The organism is Waddlia chondrophila WSU 86-1044, assembly GCF_000092785.1.
GTDB lineage: Bacteria > Chlamydiota > Chlamydiia > Chlamydiales > Waddliaceae > Waddlia > Waddlia chondrophila.
Window position 1 is genome coordinate 1,094,823 of sequence record NC_014225.1, and the last position, 20,053, is coordinate 1,114,875.

General features: G+C 44.5%; 21 protein-coding genes and 1 pseudogene. 11 read left to right on the forward strand and 11 right to left on the reverse strand.

What is annotated here, in order from left to right; all coding sequences use genetic code 11:
* Genes tmk through WCW_RS04925 form a run of 4 tightly spaced genes read left to right on the forward strand, consistent with a single transcriptional unit; the run spans nt 1 to nt 3,029 of the window.
* Entirely contained in the window at nt 1-600 is a 600-nt protein-coding gene (gene tmk, locus WCW_RS04910; protein ID WP_013182087.1) for a dTMP kinase, read from the forward strand.
* Entirely contained in the window at nt 597-1,520 is a 924-nt protein-coding gene (locus tag WCW_RS04915) for a DNA polymerase III subunit (RefSeq protein WP_013182088.1), read from the forward strand. Before tmk ends, WCW_RS04915 begins: the two co-directional genes overlap by 4 nt.
* Before the next feature lie 3 nt (nt 1,521-1,523).
* Nucleotides 1,524-2,537: a chorismate-binding protein gene (locus tag WCW_RS04920; protein ID WP_013182089.1), complete on the forward strand. Its 1,014-nt coding sequence runs from the start codon at nt 1,524-1,526 to the stop codon at nt 2,535-2,537.
* Nucleotides 2,538-2,543: 6 nt separating this feature from the next.
* Nucleotides 2,544-3,029, forward strand: a complete 486-nt coding sequence (locus WCW_RS04925) for a thiamine pyrophosphate-binding protein (RefSeq protein WP_013182090.1) — start codon at nt 2,544-2,546, stop codon at nt 3,027-3,029.
* Between the two features lie 13 nt (nt 3,030-3,042).
* Here the strand turns inward: WCW_RS04925 and WCW_RS04930 are convergent, their stop codons facing one another.
* The 8 genes and pseudogenes from WCW_RS04930 to WCW_RS04965 form a co-directional block, all read right to left on the reverse strand.
* The gene (locus tag WCW_RS04930; RefSeq protein WP_013182091.1) at nt 3,043-3,381 is read right to left on the reverse strand and encodes a hypothetical protein; all 339 of its coding nucleotides are present in this window, start codon (nt 3,379-3,381) and stop codon (nt 3,043-3,045) included.
* A 325-nt stretch (nt 3,382-3,706) separates the two neighbouring features.
* On the reverse strand, nt 3,707-3,943 hold the full coding sequence (locus tag WCW_RS04935) for a hypothetical protein (protein WP_041941530.1): 237 nt from the start codon (nt 3,941-3,943) through the stop codon (nt 3,707-3,709).
* 32 nt (nt 3,944-3,975) lie between these two features.
* On the reverse strand, nt 3,976-4,365 hold the full coding sequence (locus WCW_RS10155; protein WP_169302726.1) for a hypothetical protein: 390 nt from the start codon (nt 4,363-4,365) through the stop codon (nt 3,976-3,978).
* A 96-nt stretch (nt 4,366-4,461) separates the two neighbouring features.
* Nucleotides 4,462-4,650, reverse strand: a pseudogene (locus tag WCW_RS04945) (ATP-binding protein); the annotation flags it as partial.
* Nucleotides 4,651-4,701: 51 nt separating this feature from the next.
* Entirely contained in the window at nt 4,702-5,004 is a 303-nt protein-coding gene (locus tag WCW_RS04950) for an immunity 53 family protein (protein ID WP_041941531.1), read from the reverse strand.
* 167 nt (nt 5,005-5,171) lie between these two features.
* Nucleotides 5,172-5,825 carry a hypothetical protein gene (locus WCW_RS10325; RefSeq protein WP_041941532.1) on the reverse strand — a complete coding sequence of 218 codons (654 nt, stop codon included), beginning with the start codon at nt 5,823-5,825 and terminating at the stop codon, nt 5,172-5,174.
* Nucleotides 5,826-5,836: 11 nt separating this feature from the next.
* Nucleotides 5,837-6,085, reverse strand: a complete 249-nt coding sequence (locus tag WCW_RS04960; protein WP_041941533.1) for a hypothetical protein — start codon at nt 6,083-6,085, stop codon at nt 5,837-5,839.
* Complete coding sequence (locus tag WCW_RS04965; RefSeq protein ID WP_013182096.1) at nt 6,082-11,007, reverse strand: RHS repeat-associated core domain-containing protein; 4,926 nt, start codon at nt 11,005-11,007, stop codon at nt 6,082-6,084. The genes WCW_RS04960 and WCW_RS04965 overlap by 4 nt, the downstream gene beginning before the upstream one ends.
* 156 nt (nt 11,008-11,163) lie before the next feature.
* Here WCW_RS04965 and WCW_RS04970 point away from each other — a divergent pair, with 156 nt between their 5' ends.
* The 7 genes from WCW_RS04970 (at nt 11,164) to WCW_RS05000 (ending at nt 18,052) form a co-directional block, all read left to right on the forward strand.
* Complete coding sequence (locus WCW_RS04970; RefSeq protein ID WP_013182097.1) at nt 11,164-12,147, forward strand: thiamine pyrophosphate-dependent enzyme; 984 nt, start codon at nt 11,164-11,166, stop codon at nt 12,145-12,147.
* 16 nt (nt 12,148-12,163) lie between these two features.
* Complete coding sequence (locus WCW_RS04975; RefSeq protein WP_013182099.1) at nt 12,164-12,670, forward strand: DUF2937 family protein; 507 nt, start codon at nt 12,164-12,166, stop codon at nt 12,668-12,670.
* A 33-nt stretch (nt 12,671-12,703) separates the two neighbouring features.
* Nucleotides 12,704-13,537 (forward strand): 1,4-dihydroxy-2-naphthoyl-CoA synthase, encoded by an 834-nt coding sequence (gene menB, locus WCW_RS04980; RefSeq protein WP_013182100.1) that lies wholly within the window; start codon nt 12,704-12,706, stop codon nt 13,535-13,537.
* A 5-nt stretch (nt 13,538-13,542) separates the two neighbouring features.
* Complete coding sequence (gene menA / locus WCW_RS04985) at nt 13,543-14,415, forward strand: 1,4-dihydroxy-2-naphthoate octaprenyltransferase (protein ID WP_013182101.1); 873 nt, start codon at nt 13,543-13,545, stop codon at nt 14,413-14,415.
* Nucleotides 14,412-15,287, forward strand: coding sequence for a hypothetical protein (locus WCW_RS04990; RefSeq protein WP_013182102.1), 876 nt, complete (start codon nt 14,412-14,414; stop codon nt 15,285-15,287). The genes menA and WCW_RS04990 overlap by 4 nt, the downstream gene beginning before the upstream one ends.
* Entirely contained in the window at nt 15,281-16,369 is a 1,089-nt protein-coding gene (locus WCW_RS04995) for an AMP-binding protein (RefSeq protein WP_013182103.1), read from the forward strand. The genes WCW_RS04990 and WCW_RS04995 overlap by 7 nt, the downstream gene beginning before the upstream one ends.
* A 75-nt stretch (nt 16,370-16,444) precedes the next feature.
* Nucleotides 16,445-18,052 carry a hypothetical protein gene (locus WCW_RS05000; protein WP_013182104.1) on the forward strand — a complete coding sequence of 536 codons (1,608 nt, stop codon included), beginning with the start codon at nt 16,445-16,447 and terminating at the stop codon, nt 18,050-18,052.
* Here WCW_RS05000 and WCW_RS05005 read toward each other — a convergent pair.
* From WCW_RS05005 to WCW_RS05015, 3 genes are read right to left on the reverse strand one after another with little or no spacing between them, the layout of a single operon-like run.
* The gene (locus tag WCW_RS05005) at nt 18,041-19,120 is read right to left on the reverse strand and encodes a glycosyltransferase (protein WP_013182105.1); all 1,080 of its coding nucleotides are present in this window, start codon (nt 19,118-19,120) and stop codon (nt 18,041-18,043) included. The genes WCW_RS05000 and WCW_RS05005 overlap by 12 nt on opposite strands.
* A complete protein-coding gene (gene ubiE / locus WCW_RS05010; protein WP_013182106.1) occupies nt 19,114-19,833 on the reverse strand; it encodes a bifunctional demethylmenaquinone methyltransferase/2-methoxy-6-polyprenyl-1,4-benzoquinol methylase UbiE in 720 nt (239 codons plus the stop codon). The genes WCW_RS05005 and ubiE overlap by 7 nt, the downstream gene beginning before the upstream one ends.
* Complete coding sequence (locus tag WCW_RS05015; RefSeq protein WP_013182107.1) at nt 19,802-20,032, reverse strand: hypothetical protein; 231 nt, start codon at nt 20,030-20,032, stop codon at nt 19,802-19,804. The genes ubiE and WCW_RS05015 overlap by 32 nt, the downstream gene beginning before the upstream one ends.
* Between the last annotated feature and the right edge of the window lie 21 nt (nt 20,033-20,053).

Consider the following 20,053-nt stretch of genomic DNA (forward strand, 5'->3'; position numbering starts at 1 on the left):
ATGATGTTCATCTCAGTAGAAGGAGGCGAAGGTTCCGGTAAGACAACTTTAATCCGGAACCTTGCCGAATATCTTGAATCGAAAGGCGATCAAGTGCTTATCACCAGAGAACCTGGAGGCACACGATTTGGAGAGTCTTTGCGCAAGGTGTTGTTAGATCCAGAGTTTCCTGCTGCTTTTAACGCGCGTGCTGAGATGCTGCTGTTTTTAGCTGCGAGAGTGCAGCATATTGAGGAGGTGATTCAGCCAGCTCTTAGAAAAGGAAAAACTGTCATTTGCGATCGGTTCAACGATTCGACGATTGCTTATCAAGGTGGAGGAAGAGAGCTTGGAGTCGTCCGCGTGGAGCAGTTGTGCTTTGAGGTTTGTGACGGCTTTCAACCGGATAAAACATTTGTTTTGGATATCAATCCCGAAACAGCTTTTCAACGTTTGAATCGTTCAAAAGACCGCATGGAAAAAGAGTCTTTTGATTTTCACAACAAGGTCAGATCCGCTTTTTACGCCTTGAAAGATAAGCATCCTAATAGAATTCATCTCATTAACGCGGATCAATCCAAAGAAAAAGTTTTAGCCGATGTTTTGAAGTATTTACAATGAACTCAAAGCTGCACCGTCTCATTGAAATGGATCGGATTCCCCACTCACTTTTGTTGATTGGTTCTGATAAGGCAACTTTAAAAGAGACCGCTCTCTCATTTGCTCGTTCGATTCTTAAAACAGATCGAAAAGAGCATCCCGATATCCGCCTCTATATGCCGGAGGGAAAAGTTGGCTTGCATTCAATTTTTTCGATGAGAAAATTTTCCGAAGAGGTTTACCTGTCGCCATTTGAATCCCTCAAAAAAGTGTTTATCCTGCTTGAAGCGGAGCGGATGCTTCCTACGAGTGCAAATGCTTTGCTCAAAACATTTGAAGAGCCTGCACCGGACTCAGTCATTATCCTTGCCACCTCTTCTCCTTCTCAACTACTGCCGACAGTCTTATCCCGCTGCCAGAAAGTGACAATTGATAAGGGGAACCCGCAAATCGTTAAAGAAGATCCTCTTTATAAGGCCTTGATCACGGCCTTAGCTCACGGATCTTTGAAGTCTTATGCGAACATTTTGGAGCTTTCGGATCAATTAGATACTTTGATTGATGAAGAGCATAAAGAGATGGAAAAGTCGTTGAAAACGGAACTGATCGATCATCAGGCCGATATGCTGACAGCAGCGCAGAAAGAGGCCTTTCTCAAGGAAGTGGAGGGAGTGGTATCTTTAAGCAAGAAAGAGCGTGTGAAAAAATTATTGATCGCTTTATTGTCGTGGTATCGCGATTTACATTTGCTTAAAGTGAAGGGGAACCCCGCATTATTAATGAATTCCGATTTCGAAAGCGAGCTGGCAAAAGCAGCTTGCCAAAAGCAAGTGCCGTTGCTATCCGATGTTGAGCAGATCATGAGAGACGCAATCCTCTCGTTGGACCGTTCGACATCGCCAAAAATTTGTTTCGAAAACGTTTTTTTGCGGTTGACTTAGAATATGATAAAATCAGGAGCTGTCATTTCCATCAGACACGATCAAGTTGTCATCGGCTCTGGAAGAAAAGAAATGGTAAGCACTCCTAAAGAAAACGAAAAGCCTGCCTTTTACTTTCCCGATTTTTTTCTCGAAGATCCGAAGCCTTGGTATCAATATGAAGAAAGTGAACAGCTGACAACTGAACAGCTGGCAACCCGCTTGCCAGCTTCCGGCTCTTCGAATGGCAGATCATGGTCAATTCAAGGAGATGAGATCTATTCCAACACCTTCTCTCGTTTGCAAATTTCTTTCCAAAAGGGAGAATTAAAAAAAGCGGTTCCGTATCTATTTTACACATCTGATCAACCGTTTAAAGTTCAACAATCTTTATTGAGCCTTTTAAATTATTCCTCACAGCATCCCACCTTTCTCTATGGATTTTGGGAGGATGAAAAGGGGATTCTTGGAGGATCCCCTGAACTGTTATTCCACATCGCTTCCGACGGCATATTGACTACAGCAGCCATCGCAGGCACCGTTGAGTCAGCTTATGAAGATCGGTTGCTTAGCGATCCGAAGTTAAAAATCGAACACGATTTAGTGATTGAAGGAATTTGCGCCTCCTTGGCTCCGTTTGGAAAAGCAGAAGTGGGGAAGACTGAGATTTTGCGTTTGTCTCATTTAAGCCATGCGAAGACACCTATCAGTGTTCAACTGGAGAGAATCGACTGTATCGATGCATTAACTCGCGCTCTTCATCCGACTCCGGCTTTGGGAGCGTTTCCTAAAGCAGGCGGGTTGAATTGGCTAGCCAATTACGCTAAGCTTCTTCCTAGAGGAAGGTATGGAGCGCCGGTTGGAGTGAAGATAGGCAATCATTTTTCTTGCTATGTTGCCATTCGCAACATTCAATGGGAGCAAGGCTGTATCCGTCTGGGTGTTGGAGGGGGGGTCGTGCGAGCTTCAAATGAAAAAGACGAAAGAGATGAGCTCGCGTTGAAATTTGAAGCCACACGCTCAATGTTAAATATTTAGGTGTTCATGAATTCGATATTAGCTCAACGTGTGATTCAAGAATTGAAACAGCTTTCGATAACTGATGTCATCGTATGTCCCGGAGGGAGAAGTATTCCTTTAGTTTTTCAACTGGAAGAAGAGAAAGGCTTGCAAACATATTACTGGTTTGAAGAGCGTTCAGCGGCATTTTTTGCTTTAGGAAGAAGCAGAGTCACAGAAAAGCCTGTTGCCGTAGTCACAACCTCGGGGACAGCTGCCGGAGAATTGCTTCCGGCAGCGATGGAAGCGTATTATTCCGGCGTTCCTCTTCTTTTGATCACCTCAGACAGACCTAGAAAAATGAGAGGAACAGGATCTCCACAGACAACAGATCAAACGGGGTTGTTTCACAAACATATTGTTTTTGAACTTGATGTCGAAAGCGGGGAAATATTTACTTTAAGCGATTGGTCTTTGCGCGGTCCAGCACATTTGAATGTCTGTTTTGAAGAAGAGCATATATTGTCATGAGCGCAAAAAGCATCTATTTCTTTGGCTCTATCGACACTGCATCGAAAGCCAAGCTTTCCAGCTGCTCATAAGACATGCTGCAAACCGCATCGATCCCCCATGCTGCAATCTGTCCTAGATCGCCTGCGAGTGCAGCGTCTCCTATCTCCTGCAACGTATCGTAGTTGTCATACGCACATTTCCCTACGCTGTATGCCGTCATCCCCACCGAATACGCTGTCATTGCAGACGACACGGCAGCCCCTAACGGAGGACAAAAAAATGACACTGCCCCGACAACTGCCCACTTGGCCACACACGCCGCCCCTACTTGAGCTGCCGATGCTGCAAATCCCTTGAAAAATTCCTTCATCGACAAACCGTACGGATCGCAAAACCTTAAGGGGTTGCTGTGCACATAGGCATAGAGATTGGGGCCGTCTGCAAAGCCTAGATGATCCTGGGCGATTGCAGGATACTCTACATTAATCGGTAACGTTCAATCCATTCCGGTTTTAGTCTCATCCTTGAGATGGCTGCCTCTTTGCATGGAGATTTTGCGGCCGGCGGGGTCATGGGCGTATCGGTTTTAATGCCTCGGGCATCGATTTCGAAAACAAGGGTTTTTCCTTTGTAGCGCCTGAGGGAAACGATATCTTATTTAACCATATATCATCGCAATTATGGTTTAATATTTTCTATTCTAAAAGATAATTTTTTGCTGCCTCAAGTACGTTAGTAATTTCACTTAAGGTGAATTTCCAGGAAGACTGATCTTCAGGTGGTGGATAAATTTCAATTTCGATATTTTCTGGACCTTTATCACAACTTAACATTGCCAAAGGGTAATTTTTCCAATACACATCGACTACAAGCTCATTATATTCAGAATCACTACATAGTTTTATTGTAAAAAAATTTTCAATATTTTTCATTAATGCCTCTTTTTCTTCATTTTAAATTACGGTTATTCAACAAAACCACGAAATCTTCCATCTGCTCTGAAATGAACACCTCGCCCATCAGGAGAGTAAATTTCAAACCCTTTTAAACCATGATTAATAAATTTTGATTCCGGATGAGTTAAAATATCATCTAAGTGAAATTGACCTTGTATATTTTTTAATTGCGGATTTCCTGTCGCTAAAGGAAAAGGAGAGCCAACCCTATTTCCGTGTTTATCCAAAGATCTTCCAGCTAAAGTTAAGCCATTTCTATCATGAACTTGTCCTGCTTTTGATAAAGCATCTAAATCTAGCTTAGTGGGTAAAGATTGTTTTGTAGGGCCAACAACCGGCGTACTCTTAGCTGCCTTCTCAACTTTCTCCGCTACAGATGCAGCCTTGGCATCTGCCACAGCCTTCGCACCTTTTGCCCTGGCTACAGGAGCTGCGATCGACACGGCATCGAAAGCCAAGCTTTCCAGCTGCTCATAAGACAGCTGCAATCTGTCCTAGATCGCCCGCGAGTGGCAGCGTCTCCTATCTCCCAACGTATCGTAGCTGTCTCCCTTAATCGGGATGATGTGGCTATGGTGCAACAGCCTGTCCAACAAAGCCGATGTCAATGCCTGATCTCCGGAAAGAGACTTGTCCCATTGGGAAAAATTCAAGTTCGAGGTCACTATTGTCGACCCTTTTTCTCCCCAGGGAAATTGCATGAAGATTTTTCTTAACAATCCATACCCAAAATCTTAACTTTCAGCCCAATCTTTAAAAACTCTGAGCATTTCTAATAGATTAAAGGGACCACCAGCTGCTTTGAATTGCTGATTTTCAACCACACAATAAATCCAATCATTTTCCGTTCTATAATCATCAATTATCTGAAATTTTTTATTCTCAAGAACCGTTTCGGAAACATTAATAAAAACTCCCCATCCCGGGTTGTCTAAATTAACAATTCTTATATTCGTATTATGTTCCCAGTCACCATTACAGTTTTTGTAAAACCATTCCTGTAACCAACTAAAATTATCAGTTTCATTTTTCTTCATGGCATTTCCCAAGGTTGAGGAAGTCTTACTCCCCCAGGAGCTAAAGGATCGTGAACATGCGGTGTATCGACCCAAAATTTTAAATAATTATTAAAATGACTATGTGGATGATAATCACTATCATACCGTTTTACAAGCTCCCAAGGATTAGGATTTTTAGGGTTAGTTTAAAATTGATACGTTGCATATTTTACAGTTCCTCCATTAATTGAATCACTCCGAAATACCGAATGAGCTCCTATTGCATCCATATCTGGAGCGAATCGATTGCGTCCAGATTTTTTAGCAGGATTTCCTATTCCTCCTGTTGGAGTAGTAGGTTTGACAACCGGCGTACTCTTAGCTGCCTTCTCAACTTTCTCCGCTACAGATGCAGCCTTGGCATCTGCCACAGCCTTCGCACCTTTCACCCGAGCCATAAGAGCTGCGATCGACACGGCATCGAAAGCCAAGCTTCCCAGCTGCTCGTAAGACATGCTGCAAACCGCATCGATCCCCCATGCTGCAATCTGTCCTAGATCGCCCGCGAGTGCAGCGTTTCCTATCTCCTGCAACGTATCGTAGTTGTCATACGCACATTTCCCTACGCTGTATGCCGTCATCCCCACCGAGTACGCTGTTATTGCAGACGACACGGCAGCCCTTAACGGAGGACAAAAAAATGACACTGCCCCGACAACTGCCCACTTGGCCACACACGCCGCCTCTACTTGAGCTGCCGATGCCGCAAACCCCTTGAAAAATTCCTTCATCGACAAACCGTACCTCGGCATCTGCACGCTGCGAATAAAACTGCCAGGGAGAGTGCTCAATTTAATCATGACATTTCAATTCATTCTTCAGGTAATTTCCTCAATTCCCAAAGACGGTCTTTAGCATACTTTAAAGCTTGTTCAAATTCTGAATAATTAAAATGCCATGCCTCTTTAAACTTTGGAGGATATATATCAATTTCTAAATTTTCATAACCTTTTTCTTGGGTTAACATTGCTACAAATTCATCTTTAAAGTATATATCGGCTACTAAATCTTCGTACTCTAAATCACCCGATATATCAATTCTAAAGTTAAAAATATTCATGGTTGCAAAAAACCTCTAAAACTACCATCTGGATTAAAACAAGCACCTCTGCCATCAGGGGCATAAAAATTAAACCCAGAAAATTTATTATGGGTATAAATAGTTAACGGATCTGTTAAAATATCATCCAAATGAAACTGTCCTTGTACATTTTTAAATTCAGGATTACCAAAAGCTCTAGGAAAAACACTTCCAGACCTATTTCCATGTTTATCCAAAGCCCTTCCAGCTCGTGTCAATCCTCCTCTATCCCATTCTTGCCCTGCTTTTGACAATGCATCTAAATCCAACTTAGTGGGCAAAAAATTTTTTGTAGTACCAACAACCGGCGCAACTTTCGCCACCTTTTCAGCACTCGCTGCTACAGATGCAGCCTTGGCATCTGCCACAGCCTTCGCACCTTTCACCCGAGCCATAGGAGCTGCTATCGACACGGCATCAAAAGCCAAGCTTCCCAGCTGCTCGTAAGACATGCTGCAAACCGCATCGACCCCCCATGCTGCAATCTGTCCTAGATCGCCCGCGAGTGCAGCGTCTCCTATCTCCTGCAACGTATCGTAGTTGTCATACGCACATTTCCCTACGCTGTATGCCGTCATCCCCACTGAGTACGCCGTCATTGCAGACGACACGGCAGCTCCTGCCGGAGGACAAGCAAATGTTACAGCCCCGACAATTGCCCACTTAACCACACACGCCGCCCCTACTTGAGCTGCCGATGCTGCAAACCCCTTGAAAAATTCCTTCATCGACAAACCGTACGGATCGCAAAACCTTAAGGGGTTGCTGTGCACATAGGCATAGAGATTGGGGCCGTCTGCAAAGCCTAGAGGATCGGGAGTCAGCCATTGACCGATGGCAGGGTCGTAAACTCTTTTGTAAAAATGCAAAAACCCTGTCTCCGCATCTGCACGCTGCGAATAAAACTGCCAGGGAGAGTGAAAATCTCCTGTTGCTTCGGTTTCGCCAAAAGCTGAGTAGCGATACTCTGCCCTTTTGTTCAACGCCTCATCCAAAATGACGCACACACTTCCCCGATAATCGCAAAGGGCGGAAAAAAGTCCTTGAGAGGTCTCGATCCCGATTGTCGACCTGCCGATCAACCTTAAGGCATCGGGATTTCCGAGGTCGTAGTTCTTGTAGTAAAAAAAGCACTCGTTGCTACGGCTCATTAAACGGCCGAAGGAGTCGTAGCTGTAGCGGATGCCGTCTGCTTCAATCAGACGGTTTAAAGCGTCATACTGATAGCAAGTGTTCCCTTTGACGATTCGGTTGCCGTCGCCATCGTAGGCATACTCAGACTCCCCGTCGAAGGCCACCTGCTGCAGGGGGGTGTGCGAATAGGAGAGGCTGTCTTTCTCTAGGCGGTTGTTCAGCGAATCGTACTTGTAATGGGTGTTTTGATCGGAGGTGAGCTGATAGAGGAAATCGTAGGTATACGCTTCCTCGTTGTCTTCGACAAGATTGCCGACGGCGTCAAAGGCGAGGTGCTGCTTAAAGTTTTTTGAGACAATGGAGGTGATCCGCTGGTTAGGATCGTAGGTGTAGTCAACGACCTCTCCGTGAAAACCGGTTTCTTGGATGATGTTGCCGGCTAAGTCGAGTGTATAGCGATGCTCTTGATCTCCTCGCTTAACGGCGATTAAATCGGCAGCATTCCAGATGTAGTGCACTTCGGAGAGATCGGGAAGGATGATTTTAGTGAGCCTGTTTTGGCTGTCGTAGTCAAAGCGGCTTTCATACCCGTTGGGCAGGCGCTCTTTGGTGATGTTGTTGTTCTCGTCATACTCTCTTTCAAGCAGGGTTTGGTTGACGAGGTCTTCTGAGGAAGTGAGGTTGCCGACGGGGTCGTAGCGGTATTGATAATGGATGGTGCTGTCGGAGGAAAAGAGCTCGGACACTCTGCCAAAATGATCGTAGGCGTAGCAAAGAGAGGCGCCTCCGGGTTTGATTTCGCATGTTTTTTTCCCAAGGAAATAGTAGGTCTCGGTGGTTTTTAGGTTCTGTTCGGTTTCTTTGACGACCTGTCCGACTTCATTGTATTGCCACTCGATGACGTATTCGCCGGTTTTCTCGGTATCGATGTAAATGTCGTGGATCTGCTTGATGAGGTTGCCGACGGGGTCGTAGTGGTTGCGCTGGCCGGCGTATACGTTGCCAAAGAAGCGGATCTCTTTGCGGATGCAGTTGCCGCTCCAGTCGAATGTCTCCCACTGCTCTTGCCCTAAGGGGTCGATCCGTATTTTTGTGAATTGGTCATCAAAGAGGTAGTGATAGGTGGTTTCGTTTCCTTGGGGATCGATAGTGGATGCGATGAGGTTATGGGAGTTATAAAGGGTGCGGATTTCTGAATACTCTGTTAAAGAGGTGTATTGACGCTCCAGGCAGATGTTGCCAAAGCGGTCATAGGCAAGGGTTTTCTTGCGCAGGAGCTTTTGACGGTCTTCGACTCTTTCTTCGATGACGCGGTCTAAATTGTCAAACTCTTTGATCTCGATGCGGTCTTGGGTTTTGGTGCAATAGAGTCTGCCTAAGGAATCGTAGCTGTATTCTTCGAGGCGGCTGCCTCTTTGCATGGAGGTTTTTCGGCCGGCGGGGTCATGGGTGTATGTGGTTTTGATGCCTCGGGCATCGATTTCGAAAATGAGGTTTTTTCCTTTATAATGCTTGGTGGAAACGGCAAGGCTTTTCCCCTCGGGGCTGAAGATCTCTTCTTTGATGACGCGGTCTAAATAGTCGTAGGTGTATTCGGTATAGGATCCGTCTGCTTCTGTTTTGATATGGAGGGTGCTATCGAGGCGGTACTGGTTGCAGGTAAAGGTGCCGTCGGGGTGGGCGGTGGTGAGCACCTGGCCGAAGATGTTATAGCTTCTATGGGTCTGATGGCCGTTTTTATCTGTGGCGATGATGGGATGATTGAAGATGTCGTAGGTGGTTGTCTCTTGATTGCCTGAGGGGTCGATGGTGGAGATCAGGCGACTGCTTTGGTCATAGATAAAGATGGTTTTGTTGCCGTAAGGGTCGGTTGTTCTTTTGCGGTTGCCGGCTAAATCATAGGTATGGGTGGTGATAAGGGTTTCGCCATCTGCATGTTCTTCTGTTTCTTTGATGAGCTGGTTGTATCTGTTGTAGTGGAAACGGGTGATTTTTCCTGTGCCGAAGTGCTCTTCGGAGGTTTTTCTGTCGAGGTGGTCGTAGGTATAGAGGGTGAGTTCGCCTAAGGGGTTGATCTGGGAGGTGATGTTGTTGTGGGCGTCGTATTCTGTATGGGTGGAGTAGGCATGGCTTCCCCCGGCGTCGTAGGTTCTTTGTTCGATGGGCCGGTTGAGGTGGTCGTAGTGGTTTTCTTTGCGGGAAAGAAGGATCCACTCTTTTGTTTGGGGGTCCTGGTAAAGCTTAGAGGTGGAGAGGGGCAGGAGTTTTTCGTAGGTGTTGACGGTTTTGAGGCGATAGGTGGCGTTCGTAAGGTCGTCAGCCTCTGATCCGCTGCCGTCGTCTTCGATGATCTCTGTTGTAAATCCTGCGCTGTTATAGGTGTAAAACTCTCTGAGCTGGCAGACGCCTTGGCTGATGATTTGTTTGGATTGGACAAGCGAGGTGCCGGGATGGTAGGTGTAGTGGATTTCTGTGCCGTTTGGCTTGATCTCTTTGGTTAAGCGGTTCTCTTCCGAGTACTCGAATGCGGTTTCTTGATGGGGCTGATCCTGGTTGGGAAATGCGACGGCGCTGTCCTGATTGCCTGTGATCTGTCCGTATGTTTTTTTGCTTAAGGGGTTGCCGTTTTTATCGTAGGTGTAGCTGATGTAGTGGAGGCAGGTGTTTGTGGAGGTTTCAAATAGTGCAAGGCTTCGGATGTCGGCAAGGGGGGTGTAGCGGTATTTCCAGCATCTGTTGGCTGCGCAGTCTTCAAATTGGGTGATTCTGCGGTTGTGGTAGTTGAAAATCTGCGCATTTCCAAGGGGACAGGTGACGATGGTTTGATCTTTTTTATAGGAAAAGGTGTAGAGTTTTTCATGGCCGCCATACCTTTTGGGACGCTGGATGTTTTTGACTTTCCCTTTGTGGTGCTTGTCTGTTTTGAAGTACTCGATTTTTAGCTGCTCGGATCCCCCTTTCCAAAGTTTGCAGAGTTTGCCGGCGCTGTTGTATTCGTAGCCTTGAGTGGGAAGGTGGCCGGCTTCGACTGCCTTTAGGCGTTTTCTGGAATCGAAGTGGTAGGTGCAGTATTTTTGTTTATCGAGGCTGGCGTATTTCGTGTCTCCGTTTAGGATGAATAAAGAGGACAAGCGGCTGCCGTCGGCATCTTTTTGAAAAACGGACATGGAATCAGAGGGATAGAGATAGTGAAAGGTTTGTCCGTTAGGGAGCTCTTCTAGCGTGAGGCGGTTGTCGCGATCTTTTTTATGTATAAAGTGTCTTAAGGCTCCGTTGGAGAGCCGGGCTCTCCATTTGCCTTGGCCTCCGCTGATGTGGATGTGCCCTAGGTGCGGCTCTAAGCGGTTTAAGGGATTGATCGAGCCGGTGTAGCCGGATTCTTTCCTAAAATCGAGAGGCATAGAGAAGGTGCCGCCTGCTTTTCCTTCATAGGGAATCTCTGAGGATTCGCTTGTTGAAAGAGCGGCTTTGATTTGATCTTTTTTTTCCCTGATCCAGAGGTTGGTGGGAAAGGTGTGGGACATTCCTTTGCCGAAAAAGCCTTTGCCGCCATTGCCGCTGTCATAGCTGCGCACGAGCTGAAGGGTGCCAAGGCCTGCTGCTGGAAGGTCGGTTTCGGAAAAGAAAAAGCTGCCGGAAACAGTGTTGACGCAGCCGGCAACGATTGCCTGCGGCTGCTGGTCGGCTGATAGGCGCCCAGGGATCTCGTTATCAGATGCGTAGAGGGTGGAAAGGAAGAGGAGGAGTAAAAAATAGAATCTTTGCATCTGTTTGTCGTTTTAAAAAGAGAAGTTTATACAAATGATTCTTGTTTTTTTGCAATAGAGAAAATATTTTTCTTTCAGTAAAATGCGATAAGCTATAGCTTTGAAAAAAGCTCTTGGAGTCAACTCAGAGAAAATTTCTTTAAACGGCAATGAGTCATGACAACACTCTCTAACTTTTTTCAATCTGTGTCAAAACCTCTAGTCATCGTCAGCACAATTCCGATGAAAGATCAAGAAGTGATTGCTGATTTTCTCGTTCGACTCAATGCGCCGGTTTATCTCGAAGGGGTATCCGGCCTTAGAGAAAATCCCCGCTTGCAACACTTGCGAATCACCTATCTTAAGGACATCTGCGTAGATGCTGTTTTTCGCATCGGAGGAGTGCCCACACATCGTATCTGGAGAGATCTGGAGGAAAAAAAAGGTCAGCTGCGCTTACTTTCCTTCAGCCATCTGCCATGGCCTGGTGTCAGCTGGGGAGAAGTGATCGAAGGTGATTATCAACAGCTTGCTGAAGAACTTTTTCATTACGAAAAAGCCTGGCATGTAGAGGATACGCAGCTTAAAGAGATCTCTGGCAAACTTTTTCGGCAATACCCAAAATCTGAACCTGCTTTAATAGGGAGAATTTCATCGCTTATTCCCGAAAAAAGCCTCGTCTATCTTGGAAACAGCTTGCCCATTCGCGAATGGGATCTGGCAGCGACAAATGAAAACAGGAAATACGAAATCTATGCTTCCAGAGGAATGAACGGCATCGATGGCCAGATCTCTACCTTTTTAGGAATGACACAGCCTTATCGCTCAAATTGGTGCATTCTTGGCGATTTGACTGCCCTTTACGATCTGGCAGCTCCCTGGATATTGGAGCAGCTGGAACCTCGAGAGATCACAATTGTTGTGATCAATAATGGAGGAGGAATGATTTTTTCCAGAATGTCCGAAAGAGAATGTTTGCAAAATAAACATACCATTGATTTTGAATATTTTGCGAAATTTTGGAAAATGAATTATTTCAACGAAGAAGGGCTTAGTTTAAAACCGGAAGGCGTTCGATTAATTGAGGCCGTACCGTGTGCGAAACAGACCAATCAGTTTTGGAACGCTTACGACAAATTACTTTTAAATAATTATTTTTAATGCTACAGATTCAAGAATGAGAAATTGGCTTTTTGGATTAATTGATCGTTTTTTAGTTGTTGCCGGAGCGCTGATTTTTTCGCAGGCACCTCAATTTTTTTCCCAATACATGCATCGATTGGCGGGGCATGTGGAAGAGTTGAAAATTCATATTAAAACAATTCAACAAGCAGCTTTGAAAAGTGGAAAAGAGCTTCCTGAATACCTAATGAAATTTTCCTTGCATCAAGATCCTGATGTCAGCATGCAGGGCCAAATGATGCAAGGAATGCTGAACCGCTATGCGGACTTGAACCAATCATTATCCGCTTTGCTGGATTCCACTCCATTGACCCGCCCTTTCGTTTTCCTTCAGCATTTTAATTTCGAAATTGCAAAAGCTACAGCTGCCAACTTTCAACCGGGCGTTTTACTCACTGTTGAAGGAGCTGCTTATGCAGTCTTAGGAATGGGGATAGGATACATTGTTTTCCGCTTTATTCATGCCGTTGTTTTCTTTTTTTTCAAAAAAATCTATTCTTGAGCTCAACTTTGTCATATTGAAAAGGAGAAAGTCATGACAGCGGTAGCTGCCCAGAGCTGGCAAGAAATTAAGACCTACGAAGATATCATTTTTCAAAAAACAGAAGATGGAATTGCTAAAATTACCATCAACCGTCCGAAGCTGCACAATGCGTTCCGCCCCGAAACGGTATTAGAAATGCAGGATGCTTTTCACTATTGCCGCAACGATGATTCAATCGGCTGCGTCATCTTAACCGGGCAAGGAGAAATGGCTTTCTGTTCCGGTGGTGATCAACGTGTACGCGGGGATGAAGGCTACGTTGGCGGAGATGGCGTTCCTCGCTTAAATGTCCTCGATTTGCAAAAACAGATCAGGCAGCTTCCGAAGCCTGTCGTCGCCATGGTCGCAGGTTACGCAATCGGCGGCGGCCATGTGCTTCATCTAGTGTGCGACCTTACAATCTCTGCAGACAATGCTATTTATGGACAGGTAGGGCCTAAAGTGGGTTCATTCGACGGGGGATTAGGAAGCAGCTATCTGGCACGTATCGTCGGTCAGAAAAAGGCGCGTGAAATCTGGTTTTTATGCCGCCAATACAACGCTCGGGAAGCATTAGAGATGGGGCTGGTGAACACTGTCGTTCCTCTAGCACAGCTTGAGGAGGAAACACTCCGTTGGTGCCGGGAAATGATGGAACATTCTCCTCTAGCTCTCCGCTGCCTTAAAACAGCAATGAATGCTGATTGCGACGGGCAGATCGGTCTATTAGATCTCGCCGGCAATGCAACACTTCTCTATTACATGAGCGAAGAAGCGCAAGAAGGCAGACAAGCATTTTTGGAAAAGAGGAAGCCAGACTTTAAACAGTTTAAGAGGCTGCCTTGAACAAAATGAAATCCTGGCTGCTGGCTTCAAGACCCAAAACGTTGACGGCAGCTTTTGTTCCGATCTTTTTAGCAACCATGCTTGCAATCAATAACGGTGTCAACGTGCATTGGGAGCTTTCCTTCTATGCGCTTTTAGCTGCGATTTTTATCCAGCTCGGAACAAATTTGGTGAATGACGCTCTCGATTTTAAAAAAGGAGCCGATACAGAAAAAAGATTGGGGCCCGTGAGAGTCACCCAGTCAGGACTGATCAGTTATGAGAAAGTGCTGGCCGGAGGTATGATGTGCTTTGCTCTAGCGTTGTTATTCGGGATTCCTTTGATTTTTGCCGGAGGGATTCCATTAACGGTAATCTTACTGTTCTCTGTTTTATGCGGGTATTTGTATACCGGAGGGCCTTATCCTTTAGCGTATACTGGACTTGGAGATCTCTTCGTTTTGATTTTTTTTGGCTTTGTTGCTACTTGTTCAGTCTACTACCTTCAGGCTGGCGTTGTGACAGTGCAGTCTCTTGTTGCAGGTGCGCAAGCCGGACTGCTGGCAACAGTTTTAATCGCAGTGAATAATATGAGGGATATTGAAGGCGATGCTAAAGCAAAAAAATGTACGCTTCCGGTCCGTTTTGGCCTAACCTTTGCAAGGTGGCAAGTCACAGCATTGCTCATCACAGCTTTTGGATTGAATCTTTTTTGGTTTCTTAAAGGAGAGCTTTGGACGGCATTGCTTCCGTTTGCAGCCGCTCCCATAGCGATCTCTCTGATCAAAGGGATTTGGAGCCAAACTCCAGGAGTCATCTATAACCGATTTCTCGAGATGGCTGCTCTGGTTCATATGCTTGTCGGCACCTCAATCGGGATAGGATTAGCGATCTCATGAACATCCGTTTTTCTCTTTATCAATTGATAAGTGCCGGCTCTTTTCCTTCAAGGGAAGGTGCTTTGCTTGAATTCACCTTTGAAGATGAAACTGTAGGATATGCAGATTGCCACCCCTGGACGGAATTGGGCGATGCTCCGCTGAAGCAGCAGCTCTTCTTATTGCGGCAGGGGAGGATCACGCCTTTGATGGCTAGATCTCTTGACTTTGCTCTGGTTGATTCACACGCCCGTGCAAAAAAAATGAACCTTTTCGAAGGGGTGACGATTCCAAAATCCCACTGTCTCATCGATTCTGTCCGGATTCCTGAAGGATTTGACATTTACAAATGTAAAGATCCCCAACTCTGTTTGGAGTTGCTTCCGCAGCTGGCTCCCGGCAAGAAAATTCGAATGGATTTCAACAATAAATTGACCAAGGATCAATACATTGAATTTATCGAACGTGCAAATCCATTTATCAAACGGCTTGATTTTATCGAAGATCCATTTCCTTTCGACCAGAAGCTTTGGAAAGAATTTGAGCAGAAATATGGAGTCCCCATAGCTTTGGATCGAGCAAGGGAAGGTGAAGGGCACTCGTTGAAAATCCTCAAACCAGCCATTGATCCTCCAGTCAAACTATCGAAAGAAAAGCGTTATCTATTCACTTCATATCTCGACCATCCCATCGGACAGGCAGCAGCAGCATACTCTGCAGCGATTAGCGGCTGCAAAGAAACTTGCGGCTTAATGACTCATTTAATTTATCGGACCAACATGTTCAGCCAAAGGTTTTCCGTTAAAGACTCCAGGCTTGTCGTTCCTAAAGAGGGATACGGCTTTGGGTTTGATGATTGTCTCAAGAAGCAAAATTGGCGCAGGCTATGCTGAATGTTATTGATTGGGAGTCCCCAGAAACACATATTCTTCTCAATCCGAGAATGCCGTGCGAAGAGGCTCAAAAAATTCATCATCAACTTAAAGCATTCAACCTTTCCGCTCATGTTTGGTTAGCAACTTCAGGAACGACAAGCCGATTTAAATGCGTCGCTCTGTCCAAAGAAGCATTTCTTATCTCCGCAGATGCAGTGAATCGCCATTTCCAACTCACTGCAGATGATATTTGGATCCATTGTCTGCCCGATTTCCATGTAGGAGGACTGGGAATTCACGCAAGATCTTATCGTTCCGGTGCAAAAATCGTGAAACTGTCGCCATGGAATTGTCAAAAATTTTATCAAATGGCAATAGATCATTCGGCAACTGTTTCTTCATTGGTTCCTGCACAGCTTTATGACATTATTCAAATGAACTGCCGAGCTCCAGACTCTTATCGGTTTACGATTATTGGAGGAGGAGTGATTGCAAAAGAAATCTTTGAGCAGTCTTGGGAGATGGGATGGAATGCTGTTCCCACCTATGGCATGACGGAATGCGCCTCTCAAGTGGCTGCTGCAGCTATTGGAGATTATGACCAGTATCAGCCATTGGAACATGTAAGCGTGCAACTTGATGACGCGGAGAACATTCTCATTAAAAGCCCTTCTTTGCTCACTGGATATGCGTTTCCAGACGCAGAAGCTGCTGCCTGGGAAGATCCAAAAAATGATGGGTGGTTCCGAACAGAGGATCAAGGAGCAATCGAGAAAGGGCTGCTCCAAGTTTTTGGAAGAAGTTCTGAGATCATCAAAATTAATGGTGAATTGGTCAATCTTTTACAGTTACAGCTAAAGTTGGAAACGTTACAAACAAAAATGAAGCTTAGGGGAACATTTGCTATTGTTCCTGTCCCACATCCGCGCTCAGGATATACACTGCATTTAGCAGCTTCTGAAGAGAACAAAAATCAGATAATAAGCTTGCAGGAAACATACAATGAAGCTGTTCTCCCTTTTGAAAAAATTTCAAGAATCCATCAGTGTGCAACCATTCCACGCACTCCTCTAGGTAAAATAATTAAATTAATTTTTTGATAAAAATTCAGTTCATTGATTTATATCTTCTTAATAAATATAATTGGTTCCGATTAATTTAATGTAGTAAGAGTAATGGCAGTTTCTCTAGACTTAGATTGTGGAGATGTGTTCAACCAGTTTAGCAAAGAGGGGAAATTTGCCGATGTATCAAAAAATTTCTTTGAAAGTAGAAGTAATTACTACAAACTCACTAAACATACAGTCGAATACGCTTTTGCGATTGCAGAAGTGACCTCTATTGTTCCGCTACAGTTCATTCCCATTTTTGAGGCGATCCGCAGTATTGTAACTGTGGCTTTCAAAGCTTTAAGTATTTACCACAATGTAGAGAAAATCAAAAAATCTCACCAAGAGCTTGCTTTATGCAAAGTCAAAGTTGAAAAATGGTCTCAAGAGCATAGAGATGATGCGCCTTTTGACAGACATTCTTTGTTTCAATTAAGAGATCGCTATTTAGGTAAAATTCAACTGCTTCAAGAAAAGCCTGAAAAAGAAGCTTTCGACCGCTTTCGAAAAAATAGGTGGCAAGAGTATCTCAAGTTGATCGAAGATGCGATTGAAGGAACAGATGCAAAGGCTATGCAAGTTTTGCAGAGCAAATTCGCTATGCGAAAGGAACGCAAAGCGGCTAGCTGGCAAAAGAAAGAGCATGATCTTCATCTGAAGATTAAGAAGTCTTATCTGGAAATTGCGATATCGATAGGAGGTATTGCGCTGGAAGCGATGACAATCATCAGCATCGCTTTTATTCCGCTTAGTGCAGGATCGACATTTATCGCTGTCAAACTGGGATCCAATATACTGGTTGGAGCGATGGAATATGGTAAATATTTATGGTGGAGTACGCATAAAAAGGAAAATCCTGGAGTGATCGCAATCAAAAGCATCGAGCATATCGGAACTTCTGTTGCTAAGACAAAGCTGCTGCCTTATTCTTCTGTCATGCATCCTTCCTTAATTAAAGGGGCTTGCAAAACAGCGTTTTCATTAATACGCGTGTTTCACAGTAGATACAATTACATGGATAATCATTACGCAATTGGAGAGTGCAAGCGCAACATCGAGCACCTAAAAAAGAAAAATATCGTTTTAATGCAGGCCTCCCATAAAATTGCTTCCGGCGATCGAAAGGAAATGTTCCGTATTCTGAATAAATATGAAACGAAAAAAAATGGAGCTTTATCCATTATTCAGGATTACGAAGAAGCTTTGGAAAGAGAAGAGACGACAAGAAATCCAGATGAGCTAATTGCGATGATCGGGATCATGAAAGCGGATATTAAAAAGTGGGAACGCTATATCGAAGCGCTTAGGCGCGCTCTTGACACAAACGACTTATCCGACGCAAAAATTGCAGCCAACTGTTTATGCGAACGAAACGGTAGACGGATTTCAAATTGGAAGCTTAGCGAGCAGCTTCATCAAAAAAACAACTTGAAAGAAGGAATGAAAACAGCGCTCAGTATTGTTGAGATCGCGCGCTTTGCATTTTTGATTACAGCGATTTCTCTTGCCCTTGTTGGCATGGGCATCAATCTTTTGCCATACCTTTTTGCTTCAAGCTTGTTTGCAAACGTTCTTTATATGGCATACGCCTGGTTCACGATGAAAACAAATAAGGAAATAGACGGAATCATCGATTTGTGGTCCCGTGATGAAATTGCTCCCTCAACTTTTTGAGTAGTGGAGCAGGTCTTTTCTCAATTCCCGGCGCGTAAACCTTTTGTACTTTGGATCAAGATATCTCGGATTCAAAGCCATTGCTTTGGCAAACACCTGGTTTGCTTGTGCTACTTCTCCAATCTGCAGCAGTGCAACACCTAAATTATTCCAACAGGCTGCGTTTTCAGATTGCTGAGAAAGCGACTCGTGATAATGCCGGACAGCCGTCTGATAATGCCCTTGTTCAAAGGAGCAATTTCCTTGATAAAATAACGCTAAAGGATTTTCTGACTGCTTGAGAAATTCGGAAGCTTCTTCCAAACATCCCATAACGTAGAGAATTTTTCCTTTCAACAAGGGTTTATCTTGAATTCCGCTGCTTTCTACGCAAGCACTGATGTGCTCGACTCCATAAGCGTGTAAAATGTTGAGCTCAATGCCTCGCAACTGTTCAAGATTTTCAGAAATATTGCCCTGATGCCTGCGGTAACAGGTCAAAGGCGTATCAAGATAGTGGAAAACATCCTGATGAGCTGTTCTGAGGATCCATTCAAGATCCTCTCCGAAACGTAAGTTTTCATCAAAAAGGTTTGTTTGAAAAACAGCACGTTTTGTCATGATTGTTGAAGGAGAAGGAACTTGATTACGGAAGAATTCTTCCGCTAGAAAATTCTCCGGTGGAATTGACTCTCTTCTCATCGTACCAAGAGCTGTTCCTTCTTCATCAATCAGCGTAACTGCCGTGTATACGATATCAAGGTTTGAGTCGGCTTGAAGCGCATCGTATTGCTTTTGCAACCGTTCAGCTGCCATTAAATCATCTGAATCCAATAAAGCAATGAAAGCTCCTCGAGCATGTCTTATTCCCAAATTTCTGGCAGCTGAAAGACCTTTATTTTCTTGATGAAAGATGCGAATGCCTGGACGGGATTGAAATTCGGTCAACAAGGCGCGCGTATTGTCAGTTGAACCATCATTAACGATAAGAATTTCTATGGAAGAGTATGTCTGATTAAGAACACTTTGAATACTTTGACTGAGATATTTTTCTTGATTGTAGGTGGGAATAACAACGCTGATCAGCATTTTATGCCACTGACAATCGTGGCTATACCGCCTGTCAGAGAGAGTTTTCGAGTTTTTTCAAACCCTGTTTCAATGAGCAGCTTTTGCAGATCCTCCGGAGGAATAAACGCTTGAATGCTGTTGGAAAGATACTCGTAAGCTTCCTTATTTGACGCCGTTAATTTTCCAATAATAGGCAGTACAGCGCGCAAGTACATGCGATGGCCAAAACTCATCAGAGGTGAAGTGGGCTGAGTCAATTCCAAAATTGCAAAAACTCCACCGGGGCGAAGTACTCTGAACACATCGTTAACACATTTTTGAGGATCTTTGACGTTCCTGATGCCATAAGCAATTGTCACGGCGTCGACACTTTTTGAGGGCAAAGGGATCTCTTGAGCATCTCCTTGAATAAAATGGATGCGATCCCTTGAATTTTGCTGTTTGGATCTTGCGCACTTAAGCATTTCTTCACAAAAATCAAGAAGAAATGCCTCGATTCGGTTTCGAGATTTTTTCAGGAATGCATAAGCAATTTCACCTGTGCCGCAACAAAGATCAAGATACTGGTCAACTTGAGGGTGTGCGTTCTGAACAGTTTGAATAAGCTTCCTATTCCAATAGCGGTGGAGATTAAAGGAAAGAAGAGCATTGGTCTTGTCGTATTGTTCGGCGATGCTGCCAAACATTTTTTGAATGGATTCAGGTTGATTTTTTTGATAAATCTTCGTCATTGTTTCGAGTTCCGCAAAGAGGGCATTGCGGATCCGTTCCACACCCCTTGGATTTATCTTTTTTCAATGTGGGGGTCCTTCCGCACATTCCAAGCCGTAATTTGGTTTTTCCTGTCAAAAACCAGCCGATTCCGAGCATAAACAAGCACAGAGCGATCAGTAAAAATGCAATTCCAACTGTAATAAAGATCGTAGACATACCTTCATTATAACTTGTTTT

Coding starts and splice junctions, on each gene's coding strand:
- WCW_RS04965 (WP_013182096.1), bottom strand. CDS start 11,007: ATGCAAAGATTCTATTTTTTACTCCTCCTCTTCCTTTCCACCCTCTAC.
- WCW_RS04950 (WP_041941531.1), bottom strand. CDS start 5,004: ATGAAGAAAAATGAAACTGATAATTTTAGTTGGTTACAGGAATGGTTT.
- WCW_RS04930 (WP_013182091.1), bottom strand. CDS start 3,381: ATGAAGGAATTTTTCAAGGGATTTGCAGCATCGGCAGCTCAAGTAGGG.
- tmk (WP_013182087.1), top strand. CDS start 1: ATGATGTTCATCTCAGTAGAAGGAGGCGAAGGTTCCGGTAAGACAACT.
- WCW_RS04920 (WP_013182089.1), top strand. CDS start 1,524: ATGATAAAATCAGGAGCTGTCATTTCCATCAGACACGATCAAGTTGTC.
- WCW_RS04925 (WP_013182090.1), top strand. CDS start 2,544: ATGAATTCGATATTAGCTCAACGTGTGATTCAAGAATTGAAACAGCTT.
- WCW_RS04915 (WP_013182088.1), top strand. CDS start 597: ATGAACTCAAAGCTGCACCGTCTCATTGAAATGGATCGGATTCCCCAC.
- WCW_RS10325 (WP_041941532.1), bottom strand. CDS start 5,825: ATGATTAAATTGAGCACTCTCCCTGGCAGTTTTATTCGCAGCGTGCAG.
- menB (WP_013182100.1), top strand. CDS start 12,704: ATGACAGCGGTAGCTGCCCAGAGCTGGCAAGAAATTAAGACCTACGAA.
- ubiE (WP_013182106.1), bottom strand. CDS start 19,833: ATGACGAAGATTTATCAAAAAAATCAACCTGAATCCATTCAAAAAATG.
- WCW_RS05015 (WP_013182107.1), bottom strand. CDS start 20,032: ATGTCTACGATCTTTATTACAGTTGGAATTGCATTTTTACTGATCGCT.
- WCW_RS04960 (WP_041941533.1), bottom strand. CDS start 6,085: ATGAATATTTTTAACTTTAGAATTGATATATCGGGTGATTTAGAGTAC.
- WCW_RS04990 (WP_013182102.1), top strand. CDS start 14,412: ATGAACATCCGTTTTTCTCTTTATCAATTGATAAGTGCCGGCTCTTTT.
- WCW_RS05005 (WP_013182105.1), bottom strand. CDS start 19,120: ATGCTGATCAGCGTTGTTATTCCCACCTACAATCAAGAAAAATATCTC.
- menA (WP_013182101.1), top strand. CDS start 13,543: ATGAAATCCTGGCTGCTGGCTTCAAGACCCAAAACGTTGACGGCAGCT.
- WCW_RS04935 (WP_041941530.1), bottom strand. CDS start 3,943: ATGAAAAATATTGAAAATTTTTTTACAATAAAACTATGTAGTGATTCT.
- WCW_RS04975 (WP_013182099.1), top strand. CDS start 12,164: ATGAGAAATTGGCTTTTTGGATTAATTGATCGTTTTTTAGTTGTTGCC.
- WCW_RS05000 (WP_013182104.1), top strand. CDS start 16,445: ATGGCAGTTTCTCTAGACTTAGATTGTGGAGATGTGTTCAACCAGTTT.
- WCW_RS04995 (WP_013182103.1), top strand. CDS start 15,281: ATGCTGAATGTTATTGATTGGGAGTCCCCAGAAACACATATTCTTCTC.
- WCW_RS04970 (WP_013182097.1), top strand. CDS start 11,164: ATGACAACACTCTCTAACTTTTTTCAATCTGTGTCAAAACCTCTAGTC.